This window comes from Actinophytocola sp., assembly GCF_035712165.1.
GTDB lineage: Bacteria > Actinomycetota > Actinomycetes > Mycobacteriales > Pseudonocardiaceae > DASYTH01.
The window spans coordinates 1-6,969 of the sequence record NZ_DASTBH010000100.1; the positions used below are offsets into that span (position 1 = coordinate 1).

Below are 6,969 nucleotides of genomic sequence, written 5' to 3' on the forward strand. Positions count from 1 at the left end.
GCCGGCGGCAGTCGTGCAGGTTGCGGGCGGCCGTGGGGAGGAAGTGCGTGGCCAGCCGCATGGTGCATAGCCCACTGTCAGTGCCGATGGGGATCTCGATGCCGAGCCGCCCGAACTCGGCGTGCAGGAACTGGGCGTCGAAAGCGAGGTTGTGCGCCACGGTGACGCGGCCCCGCAGCAGGCCGGCGATGGTGCCAGCGAGTTGGTCGAAGGTAGGCGCGCGGCGGGCCTCGGCGGCGGAGATGCCGTGGATGATCTGGGGGCCGAGGTCTCGGTTCGGGTTGACCAGACTGCACCATTGGCCGGTGAAGGTGCCGTGGGCATCGACGTGGACGACGCCGATTTCTATGACCCGGTCATGCCAACTGGTCCGCAGCCCGGTGGTCTCGACATCGATGACGGCGTACACGGTGGCGTCCTCACAGGTAGCTTGGCGCGACGGCGCGCAGCCGCGCCGACCAGCGCGGCGGCAGCTGCTGCGGTTCACCGAGCGCACGCAGGTAGGGGCGCCGGTACCGCTGAATCTCGGTGTCCTGCCACAGCTCGGCGATCTGCTGGAGCACCGCGGCCTGGCCCAGCGCCTGCGCGGCGACCGCGCTGGCGGCGTTGATCCGCCGCCCGGTCAGCATCGACCGCACGGAGGAGGTGTCCGCGGGAATGTCCCGACCCCAGGACAACGGCGCGATCTTGGAGTTGGTGGCACGACGGTGCTGCTCGACCGCGTCGGTGTACCGCTGCCGATGCTCCACGATCTCGTCCAGCAGATCGGGGAATGTGACGACGTGACCGGCCAGCCCGGCGACAAGCTCCGTCAGCCCGGCGGCGGGGCTACCAGCAGCGGAGAGACCGGCGGTGGTACCGGCCGCCTGGCTGCCGCCCGGACGGGTGGGAAATAGGCGCCCGATGCGTTGCATGATCGTGGCCGGGCGGTCGGTGTCCCAGTCCACGAGGCAGCGGCCGGACAACACCGCCAGGACCCGCGCGGCCCGGTCAGGTTCCTGTTCCAGCGTGTTGATCGAAGTGACCCAGGCACCGCCGGCGTAGCCGGTCGGGCCGAGGGTCCACACCGCCAGCGCTTCCGCGCCGTCGTGTCCAATCCGATGGCTACTACGCCGTGACCGAGCACGCCGCGTACATAGTCGCCAACGCCCGCCGCGTCGGCCTCTACAGGGTGGGCTAGCACGGGCATGGGTTGTCCTCACCAGAAGCGAACCGGCCGAGCGCCGAACGCAGCGCCGAACGTCGCGCCGAACGTAGCGGCGGACTGTCCATGAACGACTCGCCCGCCGGTGTCGACACCGTGGGAAGATCGCTCACGCCCGGATGACCGTAAAGACGAAGACGTACCAGCAACACGTCCAGTACCGGCTTACGCACGGTCGAAGGATCGAGCCGTCTTCGCATTGACGCCGCCGTCCGCGCCTCCCAGGCCGAACTGGGTGCATCGGATTCTTTGGTTAGTGGTCAACGCAGGCCGTGGACGGTTGATACTGGGCCGGTGCCGCAGCCGGCAGCTCCAGTTCCGCCCAGACTTCGTGTCCTCGCCACTGAGCGGGGCGGAGCTGCGCAGCCGGCTACCGTGTGGAGCCGTACGTCGTGGCGGGCATTCCTTCCCGATCACGTGGCGCTGCTAGACCGGCTACCGAACCCGATCGGGCGGGCCGACGTGACCGCAGCGGTGCGCGAGTGCCTCGAACAGGACGCCGTGCCGGCGTTCGTCGCCGCGATGGTGTGGGGATACGGCCGGGTCGGCTACGGGCCGTTCCGCACCGCCCGGGTGCTGACGGACAACCCGGGCGCGCCCACCGTCTTGCGGGAGGCGGCGCACCGGGTACGTCGCGACGGCGGCCCCTCAGCATTCGGATGGCTTGCCGAACACCGGCTCGCCTGGCTCGGCGTGGCCTTCGCCACCAAGTTCCTCTTCTACTGCAGCCAGCCGCCGGCCACGCCGGCGCTGGTGCTGGACCGGCTCGTGCAAGGTTGGCTACGCGAGCACGCCCAATGGCGGGTCCGACTGGACTGGCATGTCGCGGACTACCAGGCCTACGTGCCACACGACCGTCAGTTGGGCCACCGAGCTTGGACTCGAGCCGTCTCAGACGGAGTACCTGATGTTCGCGGACGCGGCCACCCGCCAGCGAGGCAGCCAATGGGCCGACCAGCCGCACACCTCGGCGACGCCCGATACGCCGCGGGCTGTGCAGGCGGGCGCACCACCTGATCTCCAGCCGGTGGCCCAGGACGATGTGGATGAGAAGGCGGCCGTGCTGACGGCCCTCGACGAAGCCCTGGACGCCTTCGCTGCATTGCCCGGTCCTGTCGACACGGACGATCTCGAAGACTTCGAACGCGGCATCCGTCAGCTACGGCGCATCGTACTCAGCCGCGCCGCCAGCACACCAGATCCCGCACCGTAACCCTCGTATGAGGCCGTTTCACGTGCGCGGTGGCGCAGTCATGCCAAGCCGGACACGCGAGGCGTGTACGCCTGGAGCATGACCACGAGCGGGGCAGCCTGGAGGCAGCCGCCGGTTGGCAGCGCCCAGTCAGAGCCGTCTGACCTACAGCGGTCGTTGCGACCACCACCCTTGGGCGGGCCAGATTTGGCGGATTTGCCACAGATCTGTAGAGAATCTGCGCGACTATGACGTGTGCGGCACTCGGCGCCCCTGGACGGCGCCGAAGCCGCGACAGCCCCTGTACCCGGTCCGCCAGGAGAACGCCGTGACCTACGAACCGCCCGGCCCACCCTATCCTCCGGGCCCTGGTCAGCCACCGGCCGCATCACCGTTCGCGGGCTCTGAACGGCCACGAAAGAACAGGCGGTGGACCTTCGTCCTCGCCGGGCTCGGAGTACTTCTTTTGCTGTGCTGCGGCGGCACGATCGTGCTCGGTCTCGTCGCGGAGGACGGGACCAAGGTCGCGGCGCCGTCGTCGGCACCCACATCGTCGTCCGGGAAAGTTGCGGCGCCACCTACCACTGCCGCCGCGCCAAATCGAACCGACCCGGTGGCGAAGCCTCGCACTCAGGCCCCCCAGCCGCCTCCCGCGCCGAAACCCGCCAAAATTACTTACCGCAGCTTGACTGACAGGGAATGGAAGAAGATCGCCAAGAATCCCGATTCATATAGTGACAAGGGATACGTCGTGTATGGGATTGTCACCCAGTTCGACGCGGCTACTGGCCCCGACATGTTCCTTGCCAACGTCGGCGCCCGCAACATGACTGAAGCATACGAATACGACACCAATACCGTACTTACGGGTTCGGGCCAGATGTTCGATAACCTCGTCGAAGACGATGAGTTTCGCGCTAAGGTGATCGTGATCGGGTCATATTCCTATGACACTCAGATCGGTGGTTCAACGACAGTGCCGCAGCTTGAAGTGCGTTCCGTGACCGTGCTTTGAACGGCAGCGACGCTGGGCTGCGGCGGCGCCGAATCGATCTGTGAACGTATCGAGCGTGGCGCTCGCCACGGAGACCTTGAGTCGAAGCCCATTCGGGGAGTTCAGCTCGGTATCGCCGTGCTACTGATCTCCCCCGGCACCCGCCAGTGGAGTTAAGTGGCGCTGGCATAGTCTCGGCCGCACTCGTCGCCGCTGTCATCGACTCATGACCCCTTTCCCTCGCGCGACGATCCGCCGGTATCTCGACCGCATTCCGGACGCCGCGCGAAATCAGGTGACCGGCCGGATCACAGGGCTATTGCGTAGTCGCGGGTTGAGTGACTGACCTGGGGCTTTCTGAACGGTCCGGGGTGGTGTGAGGCGGGTGTGGCCGCCCCGGTGATCATGGAGTTGCTGAAGACTTCACGACTCCGATAAGGACCACACCCGCTGATGTCATCTTCGCTGATCGACGCTGTCCGCCTGCACCCGGCCGCCGGGATCGACGTAGCCACTGACCTGGCCGAGACCACGCCACACGATCTATTGCAGGCTCTGGCCGGTGTTCCTGACCCGCGCCGTCGCCGTGGAGTGCGCTACCGGCTGGCCAGCCTGCTGGCGGTGGCGGTGTGCGCAGTGCTGGCCGGGGCGACCACGTTCGCCGCGATCGCGGACTGGGCCGCCGACCTGGACGAGCCGGCCCGCCATCGGCTCGGCCTGGCCGGGCGTATCCCGGCCGGGAGCACGGTGTGGCGGTTCCTGGTCCGTGTCGACGCCCACGTGTTGCAGGCGGTGTTGACCGGCTGGCTGCGCCGCCGTCTGCCGGCCCGCCCGGCCGCGCGACCACGCCACGGCCGGGTGGTCATCGCGGTGGACGGCAAGACGCTGCGGGGCGCGCGGCTAGCGGATGGGCGGCAGGTGCACCTGCTCTGCGCGTACGACACCGCCACCGGGATCGTGCTGGCCCAGGTCGCCGTCGCGGCGAAGTCCAACGAGATTCCCGCCTTCACCCCGCTGCTGGAGCAGCTGCAGGCCCAGCTCGGTTCGCTGGCCGGCACGATCATCGTGGCGGATGCGTTGCACGCCCAGGTCGGCCACGCCCACGCCGTGACCGCCCGCGGCGGGCAGCTGATGGTCACGATCAAGGCGAACCAGCCCACCCTGCACGCCCTGCTCAAGCGGCTGCCGTGGGCGCGTGTGCCGGTCGGGCACCAATCCCGCGAGCGCGGTCACGGCCGATCCGAGACCCGCACCGTCAAGGCGCTGACCGTGCTCACGCCCGGCGGGCTCGGCTTCCCCCACGCCCAGCAGGCCGTACGGCTCACCCGCACCCGCACCACCAGCGGCACCACCAGCCGCGAGACCGCCTACCTGATCACCACCCTGCCCGCCGGCCACGCCCAGCCCGAGCAACTGGGTGACTGGACCCGCCGCGAATGGCACATCGAGAACCGGCTGCACTGGATCCGCGATGTCACTTTCGCCGAAGACGCCCACCAGGCCCGCACCGGCAACGGCCCCGCCGTGGCCGCCGTGCTACGCAACACCGCCATCGGCTACCACCGCAGCAACGGCGAAGCCAACATCGCCCGCGCCACCAGACGCGCCAACCGCCGCCCCCACGACCTCATCAACGCCGTGACCAGCACAACGAGAACGCAATAGCCCTGGCGCCCCTCCGGTGCGTTTATCGGAGCTGGCGCCCGGCGTCTTCTTCTGCCGCGGTACGCGCGGCACCCATCCGACGTGGGATCCTGTGGGGGCCGGCTGTGCTGAGGAAAGGAGCTGAACGAGGTGACCACCAGCATCGTTCAGCTATGGGAGGACGGCGCCACCCCTGCCTGGGACGGCATCTACTGGGCGAACGGCTCCGCACGCTCAGTGGAGCTTGTTGGCGAAGCGAGATTGGAGCGGCTGGCTCTTGGCCCACCGCTCGATCTGGAAGCCATGCTGAGCAACGATCCCGACAACCTGACCCACGTCGACGTCGTCCATGGCGCGGACGTACCCATACCGGATGGTTCCGGCTACGTCTGCGGTGGCGAGGGGTCTCACGGCTCCGCTGGCTTCTTCGCTCGGCTTGACCGGGACCGCAACCTGATGTGGATCGTGTCGTTGAGTTGCTCCAACCCATTCGAGGCAGCGGATGTCCGCGACTCACACGCTACCTTCACCAATAACCTCGGCTACTCGCTGACGATCGACCTGGACGATCCCGACTTCTCATGAATTGCCAACGCCGCTCATGCTACTGGGGTGGAGCACCAGCTTCTAATGCGACATCACGTCGTTTTCGGCTCACCACGGCGGACGGGCACGACGCGCACTAATCTGCCGCGATCCGCGCGGCCGGCTTGGCGCCGGTTCGATGGCGTCCGCCGCCAAGATTTCTGGGCTTATTCTCCAACCGCTGGTTGTGATTCAGGGTGCCGGTCGGGTGGGCGTTGGTCCCGGCCAACTTGCGGCGTCCAAGGCGACCGCGTCGGCGGTCAGCGTCCCGCTGCGCAACGCCACCCGGTCCGCGCGGGGTCTCACGCCGGTGTCACGACGGCGATCACCGTGTTGGTGGCGATGGTGCCCGCGCACCGGGAGTCGCCCGAGCGTGTGCGGTTGTCGCCGAGTACGAAGATGTGGTCCGCCGGTACCGTCACCGGGCCGAACCGGCGGCCGTTGCAGTCGTCGGCCGGGCCGTCCAGCGGCGCGTTGGTGGCCACGTACGGCTCGTGCAGTACGGCACCGTCCACCGCCACCTGTCCGGCGGGGTCGCAGCAGCCGATCACCTCGCCGCCGACGGCCGCCACCCGTGTGATCAGCGTCTGGCCCGCGGTCGGGCCCCAGGAGTCCGGCCCGATGAACACGACGATGTCGCCGCGGCTGGCCCGGTACTGCCCGCGCGCGACTTTTCGCGCGTGCACCACCTGCCCGGCGTGCAGGCCCGGCTCCATGTTCTCCGCCGTCACCGTGTACCGCCTGGTCGTCACCGCGGACTGGACCGAGTCACACCCGGAGAGCAGCAGCAGCAGCGGGATCGGCGCGACATGCCACCAACGCACTGCACGACCATGCACGATGCTCATCCGTACGGCAACCCCATTCCAGACCGCCGGAATCTTTCCGTCCGGATTGGCGGTGGCGGAGATCCGTTGCAGTGTGCAGGCGGTCGGGCCGGAGCCCGCCGCGACCGACCTCCGCGGCGCGCGAGGCCCGGTGACGGCGGCCCCAGGCGCGGCGCTTGGGTCTCGATGAACCGCCTGGAACGTGTGACACGCCTCGTAGCGCGACCGAAGTCGTCTCGCCGTGAAGCGCCGTGAAGCGCCGTGAAGCCGGCGGCGGGCGCGGCAAGGCCCGTCCTGAGTGGATCTGTCGCTCCCGCATCCTTCTCCCGGGCGCCAGCGATCATGGCTGCCTTTGACGCCGGCCGGTGCATCACGATCTGTGAGTTAGCGGTCCGGTCCGCCCATAGATGAGCGTCTTCTCCTTGCTGGTTGTAGTCAGGTCTTGTGCGTAGCGTGTTGACACCTCTAGCGTTCGGCGCGCACGTGCTGCGACCTTGGGGAGGGCCGCGATGGCCGGTGGGAC

General features: G+C 68.4%; 8 protein-coding genes. 5 read left to right on the plus strand and 3 right to left on the minus strand.

Features of this window, described 5'->3' with window-relative positions; all coding sequences use genetic code 11:
• Together VFO68_RS05265 and VFO68_RS05270 are read right to left on the minus strand one after the other, a co-directional pair.
• A partial coding sequence (locus tag VFO68_RS05265) for an exonuclease domain-containing protein (RefSeq protein WP_325157015.1) occupies positions 1-409 on the minus strand: 409 nt, incomplete at its 3' end.
• Between the two features lie 10 nt (positions 410-419).
• Entirely contained in the window at positions 420-1,202 is a 783-nt protein-coding gene (locus tag VFO68_RS05270) for a DUF6218 family protein (protein WP_325157016.1), read from the minus strand.
• Between the two features lie 377 nt (positions 1,203-1,579).
• Here VFO68_RS05270 and VFO68_RS34230 point away from each other — a divergent pair, with 377 nt between their 5' ends.
• From VFO68_RS34230 to VFO68_RS05290, 5 genes are all read left to right on the plus strand, one after another.
• Positions 1,580-2,221, plus strand: coding sequence for a hypothetical protein (locus tag VFO68_RS34230; protein ID WP_414635464.1), 642 nt, complete (start codon positions 1,580-1,582; stop codon positions 2,219-2,221).
• Positions 2,112-2,417, plus strand: coding sequence for a hypothetical protein (locus VFO68_RS05275; protein ID WP_325157017.1), 306 nt, complete (start codon positions 2,112-2,114; stop codon positions 2,415-2,417). The genes VFO68_RS34230 and VFO68_RS05275 overlap by 110 nt, the downstream gene beginning before the upstream one ends.
• Before the next feature lie 307 nt (positions 2,418-2,724).
• The gene (locus tag VFO68_RS05280) at positions 2,725-3,411 is read left to right on the plus strand and encodes a hypothetical protein (protein WP_325157018.1); all 687 of its coding nucleotides are present in this window, start codon (positions 2,725-2,727) and stop codon (positions 3,409-3,411) included.
• A gap of 432 nt (positions 3,412-3,843) precedes the next feature.
• A complete protein-coding gene (locus VFO68_RS05285; RefSeq protein ID WP_325157019.1) occupies positions 3,844-5,055 on the plus strand; it encodes an ISAs1 family transposase in 1,212 nt (403 codons plus the stop codon).
• A 129-nt stretch (positions 5,056-5,184) separates the two neighbouring features.
• A complete protein-coding gene (locus tag VFO68_RS05290; RefSeq protein ID WP_325157020.1) occupies positions 5,185-5,619 on the plus strand; it encodes a hypothetical protein in 435 nt (144 codons plus the stop codon).
• 302 nt (positions 5,620-5,921) lie between these two features.
• Here VFO68_RS05290 and lepB read toward each other — a convergent pair whose 3' ends face one another.
• A complete protein-coding gene (gene lepB / locus VFO68_RS05295) occupies positions 5,922-6,443 on the minus strand; it encodes a signal peptidase I (RefSeq protein ID WP_325157021.1) in 522 nt (173 codons plus the stop codon).
• Between the last annotated feature and the right edge of the window lie 526 nt (positions 6,444-6,969).

What these genes read in the sequence shown, in the direction of transcription:
- VFO68_RS05275 (WP_325157017.1), top strand. Translation starts at nt 2,112, where the DNA reads ATGTTCGCGGACGCGGCCACCCGCCAGCGAGGCAGCCAATGGGCCGAC.
- VFO68_RS05285 (WP_325157019.1), top strand. Translation starts at nt 3,844, where the DNA reads ATGTCATCTTCGCTGATCGACGCTGTCCGCCTGCACCCGGCCGCCGGG.